At 75.1% G+C, this 20,010-nt stretch carries 19 protein-coding genes; 6 read left to right on the top strand and 13 right to left on the bottom strand.

The window, feature by feature from the left end; genetic code table 11:
- Positions 1–40 precede the first annotated feature (40 nt).
- The gene (locus ACU610_RS22235; protein WP_446770743.1) at positions 41–529 is read right to left on the bottom strand and encodes a LuxR C-terminal-related transcriptional regulator; all 489 of its coding nucleotides are present in this window, start codon (positions 527–529) and stop codon (positions 41–43) included.
- A gap of 77 nt (positions 530–606) precedes the next feature.
- Between ACU610_RS22235 and ACU610_RS22230 the strand changes: the two genes are divergently transcribed.
- Positions 607–831: a hypothetical protein gene (locus ACU610_RS22230; RefSeq protein WP_446769863.1), complete on the top strand. Its 225-nt coding sequence runs from the start codon at positions 607–609 to the stop codon at positions 829–831.
- A gap of 107 nt (positions 832–938) precedes the next feature.
- On the opposite strand, the gene ACU610_RS22225 is transcribed toward ACU610_RS22230, so the two are convergent.
- Both ACU610_RS22225 and ACU610_RS22220 read right to left on the bottom strand, forming a co-directional pair.
- Positions 939–1,391, bottom strand: coding sequence for an SRPBCC family protein (locus ACU610_RS22225; RefSeq protein ID WP_446769862.1), 453 nt, complete (start codon positions 1,389–1,391; stop codon positions 939–941).
- 79 nt (positions 1,392–1,470) lie between these two features.
- Positions 1,471–3,291: an ABC-F family ATP-binding cassette domain-containing protein gene (locus ACU610_RS22220; RefSeq protein ID WP_446769861.1), complete on the bottom strand. Its 1,821-nt coding sequence runs from the start codon at positions 3,289–3,291 to the stop codon at positions 1,471–1,473.
- 306 nt (positions 3,292–3,597) lie between these two features.
- Between ACU610_RS22220 and ACU610_RS22215 the strand changes: the two genes are divergently transcribed.
- Positions 3,598–5,124, top strand: coding sequence for a Mur ligase family protein (locus ACU610_RS22215; RefSeq protein ID WP_446769860.1), 1,527 nt, complete (start codon positions 3,598–3,600; stop codon positions 5,122–5,124).
- Positions 5,125–5,131: 7 nt separating this feature from the next.
- Here the strand turns inward: ACU610_RS22215 and ACU610_RS22210 are convergent, their stop codons facing one another.
- Complete coding sequence (locus tag ACU610_RS22210; RefSeq protein ID WP_446769859.1) at positions 5,132–5,896, bottom strand: class I SAM-dependent methyltransferase; 765 nt, start codon at positions 5,894–5,896, stop codon at positions 5,132–5,134.
- Complete coding sequence (locus ACU610_RS22205) at positions 5,893–6,912, bottom strand: methylenetetrahydrofolate reductase C-terminal domain-containing protein (RefSeq protein WP_446769858.1); 1,020 nt, start codon at positions 6,910–6,912, stop codon at positions 5,893–5,895. The genes ACU610_RS22210 and ACU610_RS22205 overlap by 4 nt, the downstream gene beginning before the upstream one ends.
- Positions 6,913–7,030: 118 nt before the next feature.
- Here ACU610_RS22205 and ACU610_RS22200 point away from each other — a divergent pair, with 118 nt between their 5' ends.
- From ACU610_RS22200 to ACU610_RS22190, 3 genes are read left to right on the top strand one after another with little or no spacing between them, the layout of a single operon-like run.
- A complete protein-coding gene (locus ACU610_RS22200) occupies positions 7,031–7,942 on the top strand; it encodes a DUF5996 family protein (protein ID WP_446769857.1) in 912 nt (303 codons plus the stop codon).
- A gap of 34 nt (positions 7,943–7,976) precedes the next feature.
- On the top strand, positions 7,977–8,945 hold the full coding sequence (locus ACU610_RS22195) for a pirin family protein (protein WP_446769856.1): 969 nt from the start codon (positions 7,977–7,979) through the stop codon (positions 8,943–8,945).
- Entirely contained in the window at positions 8,945–9,373 is a 429-nt protein-coding gene (locus ACU610_RS22190; RefSeq protein WP_446769855.1) for a PPOX class F420-dependent oxidoreductase, read from the top strand. The genes ACU610_RS22195 and ACU610_RS22190 overlap by 1 nt, the downstream gene beginning before the upstream one ends.
- Before the next feature lie 153 nt (positions 9,374–9,526).
- Here ACU610_RS22190 and ACU610_RS22185 read toward each other — a convergent pair whose 3' ends face one another.
- The gene (locus ACU610_RS22185; RefSeq protein ID WP_446769854.1) at positions 9,527–10,288 is read right to left on the bottom strand and encodes a VOC family protein; all 762 of its coding nucleotides are present in this window, start codon (positions 10,286–10,288) and stop codon (positions 9,527–9,529) included.
- A gap of 75 nt (positions 10,289–10,363) precedes the next feature.
- Positions 10,364–12,436 (bottom strand): TPM domain-containing protein, encoded by a 2,073-nt coding sequence (locus tag ACU610_RS22180; protein WP_446769853.1) that lies wholly within the window; start codon positions 12,434–12,436, stop codon positions 10,364–10,366.
- Between the two features lie 146 nt (positions 12,437–12,582).
- Here ACU610_RS22180 and ACU610_RS22175 point away from each other — a divergent pair, with 146 nt between their 5' ends.
- A complete protein-coding gene (locus ACU610_RS22175) occupies positions 12,583–12,939 on the top strand; it encodes a Rieske (2Fe-2S) protein (protein ID WP_446769852.1) in 357 nt (118 codons plus the stop codon).
- A gap of 53 nt (positions 12,940–12,992) precedes the next feature.
- Here the strand turns inward: ACU610_RS22175 and ACU610_RS22170 are convergent, their stop codons facing one another.
- The 6 genes from ACU610_RS22170 to ACU610_RS22145 all read right to left on the bottom strand — a co-directional run bounded on the left by ACU610_RS22170 (position 12,993) and on the right by ACU610_RS22145 (position 19,895).
- Positions 12,993–14,708, bottom strand: coding sequence for a dipeptide ABC transporter ATP-binding protein (locus ACU610_RS22170; RefSeq protein ID WP_446769851.1), 1,716 nt, complete (start codon positions 14,706–14,708; stop codon positions 12,993–12,995).
- The gene (locus tag ACU610_RS22165; protein WP_446769850.1) at positions 14,705–15,763 is read right to left on the bottom strand and encodes an ABC transporter permease; all 1,059 of its coding nucleotides are present in this window, start codon (positions 15,761–15,763) and stop codon (positions 14,705–14,707) included. The genes ACU610_RS22170 and ACU610_RS22165 overlap by 4 nt, the downstream gene beginning before the upstream one ends.
- Complete coding sequence (locus ACU610_RS22160) at positions 15,763–16,863, bottom strand: ABC transporter permease (RefSeq protein ID WP_446769849.1); 1,101 nt, start codon at positions 16,861–16,863, stop codon at positions 15,763–15,765. The genes ACU610_RS22165 and ACU610_RS22160 overlap by 1 nt, the downstream gene beginning before the upstream one ends.
- A gap of 94 nt (positions 16,864–16,957) precedes the next feature.
- Entirely contained in the window at positions 16,958–18,607 is a 1,650-nt protein-coding gene (locus ACU610_RS22155; RefSeq protein WP_446769848.1) for an ABC transporter substrate-binding protein, read from the bottom strand.
- Positions 18,608–18,925: 318 nt separating this feature from the next.
- Positions 18,926–19,525: a recombination mediator RecR gene (gene recR / locus ACU610_RS22150; protein ID WP_446769847.1), complete on the bottom strand. Its 600-nt coding sequence runs from the start codon at positions 19,523–19,525 to the stop codon at positions 18,926–18,928.
- 34 nt (positions 19,526–19,559) lie between these two features.
- Complete coding sequence (locus ACU610_RS22145) at positions 19,560–19,895, bottom strand: YbaB/EbfC family nucleoid-associated protein (RefSeq protein WP_091219034.1); 336 nt, start codon at positions 19,893–19,895, stop codon at positions 19,560–19,562.
- Positions 19,896–20,010 lie beyond the last annotated feature (115 nt).

The following is a 20,010-nucleotide window of genomic DNA, read 5'->3' as shown; positions in this document are numbered from 1 at the left end:
CCAGGAACGTCGGTCGTCGACGGCCGGCGGTGACCCCAGCTTACCTGCCGGGCCGCACGAGGCCGCTCTCGTAGGCGAAGGCCACCGCCTGGACCCGGTCCCGGAGCCCCAGCTTGAGCAGTACCCGGCTCACGTGCGTCTTGACCGTGGCCTCGCCCAGGAACAGCCGGGCGGCGATCTCCGCGTTGGAGAGCCCCGCCGCCACCAGGGCGAGCACGTCGGTCTCCCGTCCGGTCAGCTGGGCCAGCGCGTCGGCGTGCTGCGGGTCCGGCGCGGGCGCGGCGGCGAAGGACTCGATGACCCGCAGCGTGACGGCCGGGTCGAGCAGCCCCTGGCCGGCGGCGACCGTGCGCACGGCGGCGACGAGGTCCTCCGGCGGGGCGACCTTGAGCAGGAAGCCGCTGACCCCGGCCCGCAGCACGGCGGCGACGTACTCGTCCTCGTCGAAGGTGGCCAGGACGACGACCCTCGTGGGCAGCTGTGCGGCGACGATCCGGCGGGCCGCCTCGAGCCCGTCCACGCCGGGCATGCGCACGTCGAGACCCCGCCACGGCCGTCTCCCTCTTCGAGACCGTCTCGGCCAACCCGGGGGTGGCCGTGGTCGGCGTGCTCACGCTGCTGGGGCTGCTCGGGCCGCTGGTCGGCTACGCCGGGCTGGCGTGGGCCGGCGTGATCGGCCGGTGGCTGGTCGCCGCGCTCGTCGCCTCCGCGACGCTGCCGTTCGCGCCGCTGCCCCACGCGGCGTTCGCCGCCGTCGGGGCCGTCCCGGCGGTCGTGGTGGGGCTGCGGATGGTCCACCGCCACCGCGCCGGGTCCGCCGTCCCCGTGTGACCCGGGGGACGGTTCCTCTCCCCGACGCTCGTGCTCTGCCCACCACCGTGGGCAGAGCACGAGCGTCGCCGGCTGCGGGTGCCGTGGCGCCCGCAGCCGGAGGTGCGTCAGCCCCGCTCGGCCGCCGCCGCGATGTCGTCCACGTCCTGCTGCAACGCCCTCGCGATGGCGCGTCGGCCGAGGGGCGCGGTGAGCGCCCCCAGGACCCGCGCCACCGTGGTGGTCGGCCGGCCGCCGAAGGTCGCCGTGACGTCCGTCCCGCCGTCGGCTGAGGGCGCGAACGCGAACCCCGACACGTACCGGACGCCCGGGCCCGCCGCCTCGACCGCGTAGGACCGGTGCGGCTCGACCGCGGTCACGGTCATCTCCTCGGTGGCCGTCCGGCCGAACATCCTCCGCGTCTCCCGCCAGCGCGTGCCGACACCGAAGGGCCCAGGGGTGAGGACCTCGACCGACTCGATGCCGCGGACGACCCGCGGCGAGCCCTCGAGGTCGGTGGCCAGTGCCCACACCCGCTCGACCGGTGCCGCCACGTGCCGGCGGACCTCCACGTCCTGCATGCTGCCTCGTTCCGTCGTGTCCCGCGGTGCCGCCGGCCGGCAGCACGGTCACCCTGCCACCGCGGGACGACGATCCGGGCTAGCTCTCCGCGACCTCGGCGGCCTCCAGCCAGTCGGTCTCGACCTGCTCCTTCTCGGCGAGGACGGCGCGCAGCCGCTCGTCGAGCTCCAGCACCCGCGCGTGGTCGGTCGCCGCCGCCGCGAGCTCGCCGTGCAACCGCTCCTCCTCCGCCGTGAGCTTCTCCAGCCGCCGCTCCAATCGCGCGGCCTCCTTGCGGGCGGCCCGCACCTCCCCGGCCGAGCGGGCCGGGGTCGCGGCGGCGGCCGGCGTGGGCGCGGCCGCGGCGGCCGAGGGCAGCGCCGCCTCCCCCGCCGCCCTCCGCTGCAGGTACTCCTCGACCCCGCCGGGCAGCGCGGCGAGCGAGCCGTCGCCCATGAGCGCGACCACCGAGTCGCAGACCCGGTCGACGAAGTACCGGTCGTGGCTGACCACCAGCACGGTGCCGGGGAAGCCGTCGAGCAGGTCCTCCAGCGCGGTGAGCGTGTCGATGTCGAGGTCGTTGGTCGGCTCGTCGAGCAGCAGCACGTTCGGCTCACCCATGAGCAGCCGCAGCAGCTGCAGCCGGCGCCGCTCGCCACCGGAGAGGTCACCGACCGGCGTCCACTGCCGGGACGCCGGGAAGCCGAACCGCTCGGCCAGCGACGACGCGGAGATCTCCTGGTTCCCGATCCGGGCGATCCGGGCGATCTCCTGCACCGCCTCGAGCACCCGCAGCGGGCCGGGCAGCTCGGTGACGTGCTGGGACAGGTACGCCGGGGCGACCGTCTGGCCGCGCACCACCCGGCCGCGGTCGGGCTCGGTCTCCCCGACCAGCAGCCGCAGCAGCGTCGTCTTGCCCGCCCCGTTGACGCCCACGACGCCGATCCGGTCACCGGGGCCGACGTGCCAGGTGAGGTCGCGGAACAGGGTGCGCGGTCCGGTGCCCGTCACCGGGTCCCCCGGGACGGTGTGGTCGACGTCCTCCACGTCGTAGACGGTCTTGCCGAGCCGCCGGCTGGCGAAGCCCTTCAGCGCCATCGAGTCGCGCGGCGGCGGCTCGTCCTCGATCAGCGCCTGGGCGGCCTCGATCCGGAACCGCGGCTTGCTGGTGCGCGCGGGCGGCCCGCGGCGCAGCCAGGCCAGCTCCTTGCGGACCAGGTTGAGCCGGCGTTCCTCGGTGACCGCCGCGATCCGGGCCCGCTCGGCCCGGGCGAGGGTGTAGGCCGCGTAGCCGCCCTCGTAGGCGTGCACCCGACCGTCCGCGACCTCCCAGGTCTGGCTGCAGACCTCGTCGAGGAACCACCGGTCGTGGGTGACCACCACCAGCGCCCCGACCCGGTCCTTGACGTAGCCGGCCAGCCAGGCCACGCCCTCGACGTCGAGGTGGTTGGTCGGCTCGTCGAGCACCAGCAGGTCCAGCGGGCGGACCAGCTGCGCGGCCAGCGCCACCCGCCGGCGCTCCCCACCGGACATCGGCGCGACCGGGGAGTCCAGGCCGAGCCGGTCGAGCTCGAGGCCGGTGAGCACGCTGCGCACGGCCGGGTCGGCGGCCCACTCGTGCTCGGCGGCGAAGAGGCTCTCGGGCAGGACGACGTCGCGCACGGTCGCGCCGGGCGGCAGCGTGCCGGACTGCTCGAGGACGCCGACGGCGAGGTCGCTGCGGCGGGTCACCCGGCCGGAGTCGGGCTCCTCGCGCCCGGTGAGGACGCCGAGCAGCGTGGACTTGCCGCTGCCGTTGCGCCCGACCACGCCGATCCGCTCGCCGGACGCGATGCCCAGCGAGACGTCGTCGAGCAGGACGGTGGTGCCGTGTGCCTTGTGCACCCGCTCGAGGTTGACCAGGTTGAGGGGCGCGCTCATCACCCGCCAGTATCCGCGCGGCCGCTCCGGGTCGGACGGGCGACCTCCGCCGGCGGGCGGGGCCCCGTGGGTCAGGCGTGCGGGGGCCGGCTCACCGTGGTCCTGCAGCACGGGCGACCGCTCGCACGAACGCCTCGGGGTCGCCCTGGCAGGCGAACTCCCGGCCCCGAGCTGCACGACGCAGCGCGACCGACCCGGTTCCGGCGTGTGCCGACCCCGTTCCGCGTGGTCAGCGGCGCGCCGGGTCGGTGGAGTGCCTACACCGTCGATCTGCGTGGTCACTGGGCCGCACCTACCGTCGGGCCGGTGCGTCACCCGTGGATCCCCTGGTCAGAGGTCGAGTACCGCGCCCGGACGGTCCCCGGCGGGCCGGTGACGCGGTCCCGCGGCGCCGACGACCTGACCGTGCGCGGCCTGGTGACCGACTCGCGGCTCGTCGTCCCCGGTGCGCTGTTCGCCTGCGTCCGCGGGGCCACCGGTGACGGGCACCGGCACGCTCCCGCCGCCGCGGCCCGCGGTGCCGCCGCGCTGCTGGTCGACCGGCCCGTCGACACCGACCTGCCCGCGCTCTGCGTGCCGTCGGTGCGTGCCCAGCTCGGCCCGCTCGGCGCGCTGCTGGCCGGTGACCCGGCGCGGGCGCTGCGGCTGGTCGGGGTGACCGGCAGCAACGGCAAGACGACGACCAGCGCGCTCGTGCGCGGCGTCCTCGAGGTCGGCGGGGACCGCACCGGCGTCGTCGGCACCCTCGGCGCGCAGGTCGCCGGTCTCTCGCGGGACACGGCGCTGACCACGCCGGAGGCGCCCGAGCTGCACGGGTTGCTGCGCTGGATGGTCGACGCCGGGGCTCGGCGGGCGGTCGTCGAGACCTCCTCCATCGCGCTGGACATGGGCCGCATGGACGGGCTGACCTTCGAGGTCTCGGTCTTCACCGGCTTCGAGGAGGACCACCTCGACCACCACGGCACCGTCGAGCAGTACTGGGCCAGCAAGGCGCGGCTGTTCGAGGCCGGCCGGACCGCCGCGGGCGTCGTCGTCACCGACGACCCGTGGGGACGGCGGCTGGCCGACCAGGCCGCGGTGCCGGTGACCCGGGTGGGGTCCGGCGGGGACGCCGACGTGCGGGTGCTCGGCTGGCGGACCGGGAGCGGTGGCACCGAGGTGCTGATGGCCGACGACACCGGTGGGCACCGGGTGCACAGCCCGCTGGTCGGGCGGGTGCACGTGACCAACCTGGCCGCGGCCTGGGCCACCGGCCGGGTGCTCGGCGTGGCGCCGGACCGGATCGCCGCCGGGCTGGCCGCGGTGGTCCCGCCCCGGGGACGCAACACCGTCCTGGGTGGGTCGGGCCGGCCGCTCGTCGTCGTCGACTACGCGCACACCCCGTGCGCGCTGGCCGCTGCCCTCGACACCGCACGCGACCTCACCGGCCGCGGCGGCCGGGTGCACCTGGTGCTCGGCGCCCGCGGCCGGCGCGACCGGTACAAGCGGCAGGGGCTGGGCGAGTCCGCCTGGGCCGCCGACTGCGTGTGGCTGACCGACGAGGGCAGCCACGGCGAGGACCCGGCGGCGATCCGGGCCGAGCTGCGCGTCGGCCTGCTCGGCTCGTCGGCGCGGGTGCGCGAGGTGCCCGACCGGCGGGCGGCGATCACCGCCGCGGTGGGCGCCGCCGGGCCGGCCGACGTCGTCCTGGTGGTGGGCCGCGGCCACGAGACGCGGATGCTGGACACCACCGACCCGCGCGACGCGGTCCACCTGGACGACGCCGAGGTCGCCGCCACGGCGCTGGCGACCCTGCACACCGATGACGAGGACCTGCGCGGACGCGCGTCCTGAGCACGCGTCAGCCGGCGGTCGCGACCCCGAGCCACGGCCGCAGCGCCCCGTCGGCGAGCAGCCGGCCGACCCGGCCCGACTGCTCCTGCGCCTGCTGCCAGCGCGGGTCCTGCCCGTGCCGCCGGGAGACCTCGGCGTCGACCGCGTCGGCGCGCTCGCTCCACCCCGGCGGGCTGTCCCCGAGGTCCGCGGTCGCCGTCTCCCCCAGTCGGAACCCCGCCGCGTCGAGCAGCTCCCGCAGCTCCTCCTCGGTCGGGAAGTCGTTGCCCTCGGGCAGGGGCGGGGGCAACGGGTGGTCGGCCACGAAGACCAGCAGCCCGAGCCGGCCGCCGTCCACCAGCACCCGCCGCAGCTCGGCCAGCGCACCGTCCTTGTCGGAGGTGGTGCAGAGGACGCCGAGGCACCAGGCGGCGTCGAACGCGGCGTCGGCGAACGGCAGCGCTTGTGCCAGCGCGGTCACCGACGGCAGCCCGAACAGCCGGTGCGCGGCGCGCGCCGCCTCGTGCATCGGCTCGGCGCAGACGGCGCGCACACCGCGGTCGGCCGCCAGCCACCCGGCCGGCCCGCCGACGCCGGCGCCGTCGTCGAGCAGCCGGCTGCCGGCCGTCAGCTGCAGCCGGTCGGCCAGCCAGCGCAGCGCCCCCTCGCTGCCGCTCCCCCGGCACCCGGCCGGGACGGCGTGCTCGGGGCCCAGCGCCCGCACCGCCTCCTCGGTCCACCCCGCGACGGTGCCGAACTCGGCCTCCATCGCCTCGCTCTCCAGCTCACTCATGCTGCCTCCCCGATCGCGGCGGCGACCTCGGCCTTGACCCGGGCGCCGTCGTCCTCCCCGCCCCCCGAGGCCAGACCGGACAGGTTGACCCCCACGACCCCGGGGACGCCCAGCAGCGCGCGGGCCTCGGCCACGGCGGCCGCGATGCCGGCCGACCGCGGGTCGGGCGCGGCCAGCACCTCCTCGACCGTCGCGTCGTCCACGTGCAGGCCGGGGAAGCGCTGCAGCACCCGCGCCGAGCGCTCGTCGGTGTAGACGGCGACCGCGGCGACGAACGGCAGCGTCGCCCCGGCGCGCCGCGCGGCGGTGACGAAGGCCGCCACCTCGGCCGGGGTGCGGACGTGGTTGAGCACGCACACCTGCGCCCCGGCCCGCTGCTTGTCCGCGACCCGGGCCGGCCGGCGGTCGACCGGCGGGGCCGTGGGCGACTCGGGGACGGCGACCGGCAGCCCCGCCGCCGCGGCGAGCGCCGCCAGCCGGGTGCCGTCGAGGTCGAACACCTGGGTGACGCCGGGCCGGACGCCGGGGCCGCGGGCGTCGCCGGTCACGCACAGCACGCCGTCGACGCCCACCGCGGCCAGGCCCGCCAGCTCCTGCTCGAGGACGACGCGGTTGCGGTCGCGGCAGGCCAGCGTCGTCCACGGCCGGCCGCCGGCGTCCCGGACCTCGGCGGCGAACAGCGTGGGTGGGAAGTCGGGCCGGTTGGCGTGCTCGCCGACCAGCAGTCCGTCGGACACCGGGGCCAGCACGCCCACCACCCGGCGCACCGAGGCCGGGTCGAACGGCGCCACGGTGAGGTCGGTGAGCACGACCGGCCCGGTGCGGGCGCGGTCGAGCAGGCTGCCCGGCGGGGGCGCGACCGGGGGCGCCGCCGGCGCGTCCCAGGCGGGGGCGGGCTCGTCGAGGAAGACGCAGCGGTGCTCGGCCACCTCGCAGCGGCCGTCGTCCCGGACACCGCCGCACGGCCCGAACACCATCCGCTTGGGGCAGCCCGGCCGTCGGCGGTCGTCGTCCACGGGAGGGGCCTGACCCGTCCGGTCCCCGGCCAAACCGGCGTCCCCGGGCGGCGGCTACCGCCCGGCCCCCGGGATCGTCATGCTGGCCGCGACCGGTCCCGCGACGGAGGAGCCGCCCGTGTCCGTCTTCCCGCCCATGCCCTTGGCCGAGTGGGCCGACACCAAGGAGACCCTGCACCGGTTCCTGCAGGTCGTCGGCAAGCTGCGGCTGGCCAACGCCCCGCGGCGCAACCACTGGTGGCACATCCCGTTCCACCTCACCGGCCAGGGGCTCACCACCCGCCCGATGGGCTTCGACCCGGTCTTCGCCGTCGACCTCGACCTGGTCGACCACCGGCTGGAGGTGGCGGTCGCCGACGGACGACGGGCGTCGTTCCCGCTGCCCGGGCTGAGCGTGGCGGCGTTCTACCGGCAGCTGCTCGACACGCTCGCGGCGCTCGGCCTGCCCGCGACCGTGGAGATCCCCGTCCCGTTCGACCTGGCCGACCGCACCCCGTTCGCCGAGGACGAGCACCACGCCTCCTACGACCGCGACCGGGTGACCCGCTACTGGGTGGTGCTGGGGCAGGTGGCGCAGGTGCTCGAGGAGTTCGCCGGGCGCAGCTACGCCAAGACCAGCCCGGTGCACCACTTCTGGCACACCTTCGACATCGCCGTCACCCGCTTCTCCGACCGCCGGGTGGAGCAACCCGCGGACGTCGACCCGGTCACCCGCGAGGCCTACTCGCACGAGGTCATCAGCGCCGGCTTCTGGTTCGGCGACGACCAGGTGCCCGAGCCCGCCTTCTACTCCTACACCGCCCCCGAGCCGCCGGGCCTGGCCGAGGAGCCGCTGCGGCCGGCCACGGCGCGCTGGATCGACAGCCGCGGCGCGCACCTGGCGCTGCTGCCCTACGAGGACGCGCGCACCGCGCCCGACCCGCGCGCCGTCGTCCTGGACTTCCTGGAGAGCGCCTACGTCGCCGGGGCCCGGCGTGCCGGCTGGGACCTGACGGCGCTGCGCTGCCCGACCGCTCCCGAGCCCCGATGAGCCCGACCGCACCCACCCTCCGGAGGTCCGCGCCATGAGCAACCTCGACCGCCGCCCGCCCGCCCGCGAGCTGGGTGGGATGGAGGGCACCGCCACCGGCCCGGTGCTGGACCTGCTGCCGGGCAAGGAGGTGCTGCTCGGCGAGAGCACCCGCGTCCGCCGGCTGCTGCCGACCCTGGGCCGCCGGCTGGTCGGGGCGTGGGCGTTCGTCGACCACTACGGCCCCGACGACATCGCCTCCACCCCCGGCATGCAGGTGCCGCCGCACCCGCACACCGGCCTGCAGACGGTGTCCTGGCTGCTCGAGGGTGAGGTGCACCACCGTGACTCGCTCGGCAGCGACGCCCGCATCCGCCCCGGCGAGCTCGCGCTGATGACCGCCGGGCACGGCATCGCGCACTCCGAGCAGTCCCCGCCGGTGCACCCGCGGTACCTGCACGGCGCCCAGCTGTGGGTGGCGCTGCCCGAGGCCGCCCGCGACACCGCACCGGCCTTCGCCCACCACACCGCCCTGCCCGGCTTCACCTCCGACGGGCTGACCGCGACCGTGCTCATGGGCAGCCTCGGCGGCGCCACCTCGCCGGGCACCGCGCACACCCCGCTGGTCGGCGCCGACCTGGACCTGGCCGCCGGCGCCGACGTCGAGCTGCCGCTGGAGCCGGACTTCGAGTACGCCGTGCTTGCCTCGTCCGGGTCGGCCGAGGTGGAGGACGCCCCGCTGGACATCGGCGCGATGCTCTACCTCGGCACCGGACGGCGCTCGGTGCGGGTGCGCGCCGCCGAGGCGACCCGGCTGCTGCTGCTCGGCGGCGAGCCGTTCGAGGAGCGGATCGTCATGTGGTGGAACTTCGTCGGCCGCTCCGGCGAGGAGATCACCGAGTACGCCGAGCGGTGGAACGCCGAGGACGAGCGGTTCGGCACCGTCGTCGGCTACGAGGGCGCCCGGCTGGAGGCTCCACCGCTGCCCCCGGTGCCGCTCAAGGCCCGTGGCCGGGTGCGCTGATGACCGTCGACCAGCGGATGCTCGCCTTCGTCGCTGCCCGGCACGCCGGGGTGCTCGCCACCCTCAAGCGGGACGGCCGCCCGCAGCTGTCGAACCTCTTCTACGCGTGGGACGACGAGCAGCAGCTGGCCCGCATCTCGGTGACCGCCGACCGCGCCAAGACCCGCAACCTGCAGGCCGACCCGCGGGCGACCCTGCACGTGACGTCTCCGGACTTCTGGACGTGGGTCGCCGTCGAGGGCACCGCCGACCTCACCCCGGTGGCGGCCGACCCGCACGACGCCACGGTCGAGGAGCTGATCACCTACTACCGGGCCATCAGCGGCGAGCACGACGACTGGGACGCCTACCGCGCGGCCATGGTCGCCGACCGCCGTCTCGTCGTCCGGCTGCGGCCGGAGCACACCTACGGGCAGGTGCGCGGCTGAACGCCCGGGCCGCGGGCCGGCGCGCCCCGCCGCACCGGCCCGGCCCGGCCCCTCCAGGCCGCCGCCGGCCCCGTCCCGAGGCTCGCGCCGGGCCTGCGAGGCGTGAGGAGGACGGGGTCCTTCCACGAGTGGCCGGGAGCAGGGGGTCCTTCGTCAGCTGCCCGCGGGTGGCTGCATCACCGACAGCGGGGCGCCCCACGGGTCCTCGACCACGGCGAAGCGGCCGTACTCGGTGTCCATCGGCGCCATCGTCACCTTGCCGCCACCGGACTCCACCGTGGCGACGGCGTCGTCGGTGGAGTCGACCGCGAAGCACGCCGTCCAGCCCTTCGGTGAGCCCGGCTGGTGGCTGCCGAGGCCGCCGAGCATGCGGTCGCCGATGGCGAAGGTGTGGTAGCCCTCCGCGCCGGGGACCTCGGCCCAGGTGAACCCGAAGACCGCCGTGTAGAACTCCCGGGCGGCCGCCGGGTCGTCGACCGCCGCCTCGCTCCAGACCAGCGACCCGTGCTCGTTGAAGATGCGGTACCCGGTGTGCTCCCCGGACTGCCACAGGCCGAACGCGTTGCCCTGCGGGTCGGTGGCGATGACCATCGTGCCCATCGGCCCGACCTCCATGGGCTCCACGACGACGGTGCCGCCGGCCTCCCGGATGCGGGCTGCCGTGGCCGCGGCGTCGTCGGTCGCGAAGTACGTCGTCCAGCCCGGGGAGTCATCCGGGTTCATCAGCGGGCCGAGGCCGGCGGCCGGCTCGCCGTTGCGCGTGGCGTTGAGGTACCCGCCGTACTCGGGGTCACCGCCCTCGAACTGCCAGCCGAACAGGCGGCCGTAGAAGTCCTTCGCGGCGTCGATCTTCGAGGCGCCGTAGTCGATCCAGCAGGGGGTACCGGCCGGCCACGGGGTGTTGCGAGTGGGCATCGTTCCTCCTCGTCGGGTGGGGGAGGACACCCTGGCACCGGGGACCGACAGTTCCCAGGGGTCGGCAGCCGGAGATCAGAAACGGCCGCCGCCGGAGCGGCCGCGGCTGCGCGAGCCGCCGAAGCTGCCCGGACGGCGCCCGCCGCCGCGGGAGCCGCCACCGCGGGAGCCGCCACCGCCTCCGTAGGGGCCGCCGTAACCCCCGGCACCGCCGCCGCCGAAGAGGATCCCGCCGAGCACCAGGCTGCCGAGGTCCACGCCGCCGCGTCCGTAGCCCCCGCCGTAGCCGCCGCCGAACCCGCCGGACCCGTACCCACCGCCGAAGCCGCCGGGCCCGTACCCGCCACCGCCCCAGCCGGCCACGTCCGACTGCGCCCGCTGCAGCGCCTCCTGGGCCAGCGTGTCGGCCAGCTGGGCCTCGCGCAGCGCGCCGACCGGGTCGGTACGCCCCTGCGCGACCGCGAGGTCCAGGTGCCGATGCGCCTCGGCCAGCCGGGTGCGGGCCTCGGGGCCGACGGCACCGCGGCGGGTGCTGATGAAGTCGCCGGCCGCCGCGATGGCCGAGCGGGCCGTGAGCAGCGCCTGGTCCAGTGACGCCGCGGCCCGCCGCGCCCGCTCGTCGGCGTCCCGCGCCACGGCGAGCGCCTGTTCCAGCGCGATGTCGGCCTCCTCCAGCTGACGGAGCGCCGCCATGGGGTCGGGCAGGCCGCCGTCGGCCGGGTGCAGCGCGGCGTCGGCCGCGGTCAGGGCCGCCTCGGCGCGGGCCACCTGTGGCCGCAGTCCGCTGCCGGTGCCCCCGGCGACCAGCGCGCGGGCCTCGGCGAGGTCCTGCTCGGTCTCGGCCCGCACCTGCGCCACCCGGGCCTCGGCCGCCTGCAGGTCGCTACCCAGCCGCGCGACGGCGTCCAACAGCGTCCCGGTCTGGGCCAGCGCGTCCTCGGCCACCCGGATGTCCCCGACGGCGGCGCCGGAGCGACCGGCCGCGATCTCGTCCCGTGCCTCGGCGATCTCCCGCTCGGCGGCGTCCAGCCGCGCCCGGGCCTGGGCCAGGTTGTCGGCGACCGGTGCCAGCGCGGTCGGGGCGTAGCGGCGCTGCAGGGCGGCGAAGCGCTCCTCGTCAGCGGGCAGCCGGCCGCGCAGCGCGGTGGCACGGGAGGCCAGCGCGTCGAGGGCCTGCGGCGCGGTGCGCTCCAGGTCGCGCAGCCGGTCGAACGCCTCGGCCTGCTCGTCGAGGCGGGCGTCGGCCGCGGCGGTCAGCTGCAGCATCTCGGCCAGCATCCGCCGCTTCGTCGGCTCGGCTGCGCCGGCCTCCCGCCCGACCGACTCGTCGTCCAGCTGCTGGCGCAGCGAGAACGCCCGCGCGAGGTCCTGCTCGGAGGCGGCCAGCGCCTCGGCGAAGCCGGCGACCGCGTCCTGGCCGTACTGCAGCCGGGCGTAGTCGAGGTCGAGCCGGGAGGTCTTGACCGCCTCGTCCAGCTCCAGCAGCGCCGTGCTGGCCTGGGCCTCCAGCTGCTCGGTGGGGACGCCGGCGTGCGGGTCGGGCCGCTCCAGCCGCTGGGTGGGCGGCGGGCCCTGCCGGCGCCGGCGGGACCGCGAGACCAGGTAGGCCCCGCCCGCGACCGCCGCGATGCCGCCGACCACCGCGACCGTGCCCAGCCCGCTGCCGTCGTCAGGACCCCCACCGGTGCCGCCGCCCCCGGCCAGCCCGTCGGCGAGGGTGTCGACAGCGCCGACGAAGTCCCCCTCGGACAGCAGCGGTTCGACGTCGGACACCAGGAGCTGCTCGATCTCGGCGTCGGTCAGGGGGAAGTCGTCGGGCACCCAGTAGCCGTAGCGCCCGTCGTCCACCGCGACGGCGAACAGCGCATCACCGGTCGACAGCCCGGACGCCTCGGCCGTCGCCTGCGCCCACTGGCCCTGCTGCACCCCGCCGAACGACGCCACGAAGACGACGAACAGCTGGGTGCCGTCGGCGGAGCGCAGCTGGTCGAGGGAGTCCTCGACCCGCGACTCGTCGGAGGGGGTGAGGACGTCGACGTCGTCGGTGAGTTGCGCCGGCACGTCGAGCGGCGGCTCGGCGAGCGCCGGGCCCCCGCCGAGGAGGACCACAGCAGCCAGCGGGACGAGGACGGCGGGCAGCCGGCGCACGGGAGGACCTCCGGGTTCGGGTGCGGCGACCCTACCCGCGCCGGTCGGTCTGACCCGTCGTCCCGGCGGGTAGCACCGCAGCGAGGAGCGGGGCGCCCCGTGGGAGCGGACCGCGAGCGCAGCCCCCCGAGACCGCTGGAGGACGCATGATCGAGCCCGACCGGATCCCGGCCGCCGACCTGCCGCCGGGAGCGGTCCGCCGCGTCGGCGACTGGGCGGTCGGCAACCGGGACGGCCGGTACTTCGCCGTCTCCCGGCGCTGCCGCCACCAGCTCGCCGACCTCTCGGAGGGCACCGTGGACGCCGACGGCTGCCTGGTCTGTCCGTGGCACCAGAGCCGCTACGACGTCCGGACCGGCGAGATGGTGGAGGGCCCGCACGGCTTCCTCGGCTACCACGGGCCCACCCCGGGCTACACGCAGCTGGTCCGCGCCTACGCCCGGGTCCTGCGGCTGCGCGTCCGCCGGGCCGTCCGCCGCGGGGACGACGTCGTCCTGGAGTAAGGCATAGGAGGCTCTGCCTACGTCCCGAGGGGTTCAGGCATAGGCAAAGCCTCCTATGCCTCTGCCCGTGCCTCTGCCTGGGTCAGGCCCTGCCAGGTCTCCCGGCGGCGGGCCTGCTCCGCGGGGTCGGGCACGGGCAGCGACGCCAGCAGCCGCTGGGTGTAGGGGTGCTGGGGCGCGCCGAGCACCTCGGCACCGGCTCCCTCCTCGACCAGCCGGCCGCGGTAGAGCACCGCGATCCGGTCGGCGAGCAGGTCGACGACGGCGAGGTCGTGGCTGATGAACAGGCACGCGAACCCGAGCTCGCGCTGCAGCTCGGCGAAGAGCTCGAGCACCCGCGCCTGCACGGAGACGTCGAGGGCGGAGGTCGGCTCGTCGGCGATCAGCAGCTCGGGGTCCAGCGCCAACGACCGGGCGAGGCTGGCGCGCTGCCGCTGCCCGCCGGAGAGCTCGTGCGGGAAGCGGTCGCCGAAGCTCTTCGGCAGCTGGACCGCCTCCAGCAGCTCGTCGACCCGGCCGCGGGCGGCGCGCGGGTCGTCGGCACGGCCGTTGACCACCAGCGGCTCGGCGACCGCCTCGGCGATGGTGAGCAGCGGGTTGAAGCTCGACGCCGGGTCCTGGAAGACGAAGCCGATCCGCCGGCGCACCGGCCGGAACGCCCTCTCCCGGACCCCGTTCATCTCGGTGCCCAGGACCTGCAGCGACCCGCCGGTGACCTTCGTCAGGCCGGCGATGGCCCGCCCGATCGTCGTCTTGCCGCTGCCGCTCTCCCCGACCAGCCCGAGGACCTCCCCCGGCCGGATCGCGAAGCCGACGCCGTCGACGGCGACGAAGTCCGGACGGCGCAGCCGCCCCGGGTAGACGATCCGCAGGTCGCGGGCCTCGACGACCGGCGTCGCGTCGGCCCAGCCGGCCGGTCGACGGGCCGCCCGCTCCTGCGCGCGGGCCCGGCCCTCCCCGAGACGGGGCACCGAGGCCAGCAGCTGCCGGGTGTAGGGCTCCTGGGGCGCCGAGAACAGCGTCCGGACGTCGGACTGCTCGACGACCCGCCCCTGGTACATGACCGCGACCCGGTCGGCCAGGTCGGCCACCACGCCCATGTTGTGGGTGATCAGCACGATGGCGGCGCCGAACTCGTCGCGGCACCGGCGCAGCAGGTCGAGGATCTCGGCCTGCACGGTGACGTCGAGGGCCGTGGTCGGCTCGTCGGCGATGATCACCCCGGGGTCCAGCACGAGCGCCTGCGCGATGACGATGCGCTGCTTCTGCCCGCCGGAGAACTGGTGCGGGTAGTGGTCGACCCGCTCCTCGGGGTCGGGGATGCCCACCCGCCGCAGGACGTCGATCGCCTTGGCGCGGGCCTCCTTGCGCGAGTACCTCCCGTGCGCGCGCAGCCCCTCGGCGAGCTGCCAGCCCACCGGGTACACCGGGTTGAGCGCGGTGGAGGGCTCCTGGAACACCATCGCGGCGTCCCGGCCCCGCACGTCCCCCAGTTGGCGACGGGACAGCGTGACGACGTCGTGCTGCTCGGCGCCGTCCCGGCTGCGCAGCACCACGGCGCCGCGGGTGGTGGCGGTCTCCGGCAGCAACCCGAGGATGCTGCGCGCGGTCACGGTCTTCCCGCTGCCGCTCTCCCCCACCACGGCGAGGACCTCGCCGGCGGCGACCGACAGGCTCACCCCCTGGACGGCGGCGATGGGGCCGGCGTCGGTGGCGAAGGAGACCGACAGGTCGTCGATGTCGACGACGGGCTCGGGTGCAGTGGTCATCGGTGGGTCTCCTCGATCCCGTCCAGGCCGCCCGGGCCCGCGTCCAGCGTCCCGCCGGGCACGACCGGGGTCTCGGCGGCCTCCCCGGACGTCACCGCGCGGCGGCTGCGCAGCCGCGGGTCGGCCAGGTCGTTGAGGCTCTCGCCGACCAGGGTCAGCCCGAGGACCACGAGCACGATCGCCAGGCCGGGGAAGATCGACGTCCACCAGATGCCGCTGGTGACGTCGGACAGGGCGGCGTTGAGGTCGTACCCCCACTCCGCGGCCGCGGTGGGCTCGATGCCGAAGCCGAGGAAGCCCAGACCGGCGAGGGTGAGGATCGCCTCGGAGGCGTTGAGCGTGAGGATCAGCGGCAGCGTGCGGGTGGCGTTGCGCAGCACGTGCCGGGTCATGATCCGCCAGTGCCCGGCCCCGACGACGCGGGCGGACTCGACGAAGGCCTCGTTCTTGATCCGCACCGTCTCGGCACGGATCACGCGGAAGTACTGCGGGATGAACACCACGGTGATCGAGATCGCCGCGGCGAGGATGCCGCCGAACAGGCTGGACTGCCCGCCGCTGATCACGATCGCCATGACGATGGCCAGCAGCAGCGAGGGGAAGGCGTAGACCGCGTCGCAGACCACGACCAGCACGCGGTCCAGCCAGCCGCCGAAGTAGCCCGACACCAGGCCGATCAGCACGCCGGCGAACAGCGAGAGCACGATGGCGACGACGATCACCAGGATCGCGGTGCGCGAGCCGTACACCACCCGGGAGAACACGTCGTAGCCGCCGACGGTGGTGCCCAGCCAGTGCTCGGCCGACGGCGGCTGCTGGGCGCCGAACGGTCCGTCGGCGTCGCGCAGCTGGGCGTGCCCGTAGGGGGCCAGCAGCGGGGCGAACAGCGCGGTCAGCAGGAACAGGCCGGTGAGCAGCAGGCCGGCGACGAGCATGCCGCGCTGCAGCCCGACGCTCTGCCGCAGCTGGTGGACGACGGGCAGCCGGCGCCATCCCCGCCGGGACGGGTCGGTGCGCGGCGCGTCCTCGGGAGGGGCGGACACGGAGGTGGCCATCAGTACCTCACCCGGGGGTCGATGAGCGCGGCGATGACGTCGACGACGAAGTTGGTGACCGCGACGATGACCGCGAGCAGCGCGACGATGCCCTGCACGGCCACGAAGTCGCGGGCCTGCAGGTACTGGGCCAGCTGGAACCCCAGCCCCTTCCACTCGAAGGTCGTCTCGGTCAGCACCGCGCCACCCATGAGCAGCGCGACCTGCAGGCCGATCACCGTGATGATCGGGATGAGCGCCGGACGGTAGGCGTGCTTGCGCAGCAGCCGGCGCTCGGCGACCCCGCGGGACCGGGCGGCCTCGACGTAGCCCGTTGCGAGCGTGCCGATGACGTTGGTGCGCACCAGCCGCAGGAACACCCCGGCGGTCAGCAGCCCGAGCGCCACCGCCGGCAGCACCGCGTGCTCCAGGACGTCGAGCACGACCTCGCTGTCGCCGAGGCGCAGCGCGTCGACGAGGTAGATGCCGGTGGGGTCGTCGAGGAACTGCAGCTCGATCTCGGCGCGGGTCGAGGCCCGGCCGGCGACCGGCAGCCAGCCCAGCCCACTGGCGAAGACGAGCTTGAGCACCAGGCCGGCGAAGAAGACCGGGGTGGCGTAGCAGAGGATCGCGAAGACCCGCAGGACGGCGTCGGGCCACCGGTCGCGGGCGTAGGCGGCCAGCCGGCCGAGCGGGATGCCGACGGCGAAGGCCACGATCAGCGCGTAGACCGCCAGCTCGAGGGTCGCCGTCCCGAAGGTGGTGAGCACCTCGGTGACCGGACGCCGGTCGGACAGCGTCGTCCCGAAGTCGCCGGTGAACACGTTGCCGAGGTACTCGAGGTACTGCACGAACAGGGGCCGGTCGTAACCGGCCTCGCTCACCCGCTGGGCGAGCTCCTCGGCGGTCAGCCGCCCGCCCAGGGCCGCGGTGATCGGGTCACCGGTCGAGCGCATCAGGAAGAAGACCGTGGTCACCAGGATGAACACGGTGGGGATGATCAGCAGGAAGCGGACGAGGACGTAGCTCCCCAGTCCCCCGCTGCTGCGGCGGCTGCGGGCCGCCGGTGCGTCCTGCTGGGCCGGGTCGCCGGCCGCGAGCTCGGTCGCTGCTGTGGTCATGCCATCACTTCCGCACATGGGAGGCCCCGGGCGGCCCCGCCGTGGCGGCGGGGTCACCCGGGGCCGGTGTCGCTACCTTCTCAGGCCGGTCCGGTCAGCCCTGGCTCAGGGCCCCGTAGCGGAACTTGAAGGACGCGTCCAGCGTGTCCGCCGCGCCCTCCACCCCGGTCCGGACGACGGCGACCTGGGCACCCTGCAGGTAGGGCAGCGTGGACAGGTCCTGCGCCTCGAGCTGCTGGATCTGCTCGATGAGGGCCTGCCGCTGGGCCGGATCGGCGGTGACCGCCTGCTGCAGGATCAGGTCGTTGACCTGCTGGTTGGTGTAGTGGTTGCTGAGGAAGTTCTCCGTGAGGAAGAACGGCGTCAGGTAGTTGTCGGCGTCGGAGTAGTCCGGGAACCAGCCGAGCTGGTAGGCCGGGTAGACGTCGGCGACGCGGTCCTCGGAGTACTGCACCCACTCGGTGGTCTGCAGGTTGACGGCGAAGAGCCCCGAGGACTCCAGCTGGTCCTTGATCAGGGCGTACTCGTCACCCGAGGACGGCCCGTAGTGGTCGTTGGAGTACTGCAGGCTCAGCTGCACCGGCGTCTGCACGCCCGCGGCCTGCAGCACCTGCGCCGCCTTCTCGGGGTCGGCGCCGCCGTTGCCGTCGCCGTAGAGGTCCCGCAGCGGCGTGGTGGCGCCGGTCAGCCCCTCGGGGACGAAGGAGTACAGCGGGGTGTAGGTGCCCTTGTAGACCTGATCGGCCAGCTCGCCGCGGTCGATCAGGTGGGCCACCGCCTGGCGCACGGCCGTGGCCTTGGCCGGGTCGGCGTCGGGCTGGGTCGCCCCGAACGGCTGGGTGTTGAAGTTGAAGACGATGTAGCGGATCTCGCCGCCGGGGCCGTCCACGACCTCGACCTGGTCGTTGCCGCGCAGGTCCTCGACGTCGGTCGCGGACAGGCTGCGGAAGGCCACGTCGATGTTGCCCTGCTCGATGTCCAGCTTCAGGTTCGAGGAGTCCGCGTAGTAGCGGACGTTGACCTGCTCGGTCTTCGGCGCCCCGAGCAGCCCCTGGTAGTCGGGGTAGGCCTCGTAGGAGATCAGATTGTTCAGGTCGTAGTTGGTGATCGTGTAGGGGCCGTGGAAGGCGTTGCCGTCGACGATCTCCTGGTCCGGCGTCAGCTCGGTCGCCGAGAACACGTCCTCGTCGACGATCGGGCCGGCCGGGCTGGACAGGATGAGCGGGAAGACCTGGTCGTTCTCGGTCTTCAGGGTGAACACCACGGTGGTGTCGTCCGGGGTCTCGACGCTGGCGAGGTTGTAGAGCAGGGACGCTGGCCCGTTGGGGTCGTTGATCGCCAGCTGGCGGTCGAACGTGAACTTCACGTCTGACGAGGTCAGGTCGTTGCCGTTGGCCCACTTCAGGCCGGGCTTCAGGGTGACCTGGTACTGGGTCGGCGAGACGAACTCCGCCGACTCGGCGATGTCGGGCTCCACGTCGGGACTGCCGAACGGGGTGTTCATCAGGAACGGGAACACCTGGTTCATGACGGCGAACGAGCCGTTGTCGTACGAACCCGCGGGGTCGATCGTGGTGATCTTGTCGCTGGTGCCGATCGTCAGCGCGTCCCCGCCGCCACCGCCGCCGGAACCGCCGCCCTCGTCACCACCGCCGCCGCCGCACGCGGTCAGGGCCAGCGCGGTCACCGCGAGGCCCGCCGTGGCGACGCGCGCGCGTCGCCCACCGGTCGAAACGGAAGTCATCCGCCTACCTTCACTTCTTCCTGAGGACCCGCGTGGACGCCGAAGAGATCGCGCGTCACACCGGGCCGTGGGTGTCGATCACCCATGCGTAGCACGGGGGCTGCGTGTTCCCGACGGTCCGGAGGCGACCGTTACCTGCTCGTGACTGCCGCGCTCGGAACGGTCCACGTCCCCCCGTCCCGGGCAGGCCCGTCCAGCGACTCGCCGCGGGCCCCGTCCCGGGTCCCGCCCTGAGCTCGCGGAGGGTGGGAGGACGGGCGGCCCCCCTGCAGGGCCCCGCCGCGAGCTTGCGAGCGGTGGGGGGCAGGGGGTCCTTCTTCAGGCGTCGATGCGGCGGCGGCCCTCGAACGCCCGGCCCAGCGTGACCTCGTCGGCGTACTCCAGGTCACCACCCACCGGCAGGCCGCTGGCCAGCCGGGAGACCGCCAGCCCCAGCGGGCCGACCAGGCGGGCCAGGTAGGCGGCGGTCGCCTCACCCTCGAGGTTGGGGTCGGTCGCGATGATCAGCTCGGTCACCGTGCCGCTCATCAGCCGGGTCATGAGCTCCTTGACGCGCAGGTCGTCGGGGCCGACGCCCTCGATCGGGCTGATCGCGCCGCCGAGCACGTGGTAGCGGCCACGGAACTCCCGGGTGCGCTCGATCGCGACGACGTCCTTGGGCTCCTCGACGACGCAGATGACGTCGTCGCTGCGCCGCGGGTCGCGGCAGATGCGGCACTGCTCGCCCTCGGCGACGTTGTAGCAGGTGCTGCAGAACCGGACCTCGGCCTGCACGCGCTGCAGCGCCGCGACCAGTCGGCCGACGTCGGCCGACTCGGCCGCCAGCAGGTGGAACGCGATGCGCTGGGCGCTCTTCGGTCCGACGCCGGGCAGCCGGCCGAGCTCGTCGATGAGGTCCTGGACGGCCCCCTCGTACACGGTGTTCCTCTCGTCGTGGAGGGCCCGCCCGGCCTCAGAGGCCGGGCAGCCCCAGGCCGCCACCGAGGCCACCGGCGAGCGGCCCCATGCGGCTGGCGGTGAGTTCGTTGACGGCGCGGGAGGCGTCACGGAAGGCCGCGACGACGAGGTCCTGCAGGCTCTCGACGTCGTCCGGGTCGACCGCGGCGGGCGCGATCGTCACCGCGGTGACCTCCCCCTGGCCGGTCATCGTGACGCTGACCAGGCCGCCGCCGGCAGTGCCGGTGACCTCCTCCTGCGCCAGCTGCTCCTGTGCGGCAGCCAGCTGCTGCTGCATCTGCTGCGCCTGCTCGAGCAGGCGTGCCATGTCGGGCTGGCCTCCGGGGAACATGCCCCGAGAGTAGGCCGAGGCACCGACACGTGCGGGGACGTCGACGTCCTCAACCAGTTGGTTGACAAGGACCGCGGACGGGTGCACCATCTTTTTCAACCGAACGGTTGATGAA

Source organism: Geodermatophilus sp. URMC 61, from assembly GCF_052931555.1.
This window is presented reverse-complemented; position numbering and strand designations above follow the sequence as displayed.